This window comes from Microvirga pakistanensis, from assembly GCF_004458765.1.
Taxonomy (GTDB): domain Bacteria; phylum Pseudomonadota; class Alphaproteobacteria; order Rhizobiales; family Beijerinckiaceae; genus Microvirga; species Microvirga pakistanensis.
The window spans coordinates 1-223 of sequence record NZ_SPJX01000366.1 but is presented as its reverse complement, the minus strand read 5'-3'; the positions used below and the strand labels follow the sequence as shown (position 1 = coordinate 223).

The 223-nt window shown below is 59.6% G+C and carries 1 protein-coding gene; it reads left to right on the top strand.

Annotated elements, in window-relative coordinates:
- The coding region (locus tag E4K09_RS18530; RefSeq protein ID WP_134499254.1) for a PAS domain-containing protein at positions 1–223 on the top strand (223 nt) is incomplete at both ends.

The following is a 223-nucleotide window of genomic DNA, read 5'->3' as shown; positions in this document are numbered from 1 at the left end:
CCGGCGATGGCACGAATTTACTGGCATGACCGCCGAGCAATCCGAGGGAAATGGCTGGCAGAATGCCGTTCACCCAAGGGATTTGCCCGCGGTCAAGGCCCAATGGCGCCAGTCCGTCGAAACCGGCGCGCCTTACGAGACGGAGTACCGGATCCGAAACGCCGCGGGTATCTTTGAATGGGTTCTCAGTCGCGCTGTTCCTATCCAGGATCTTTCAGGCCAT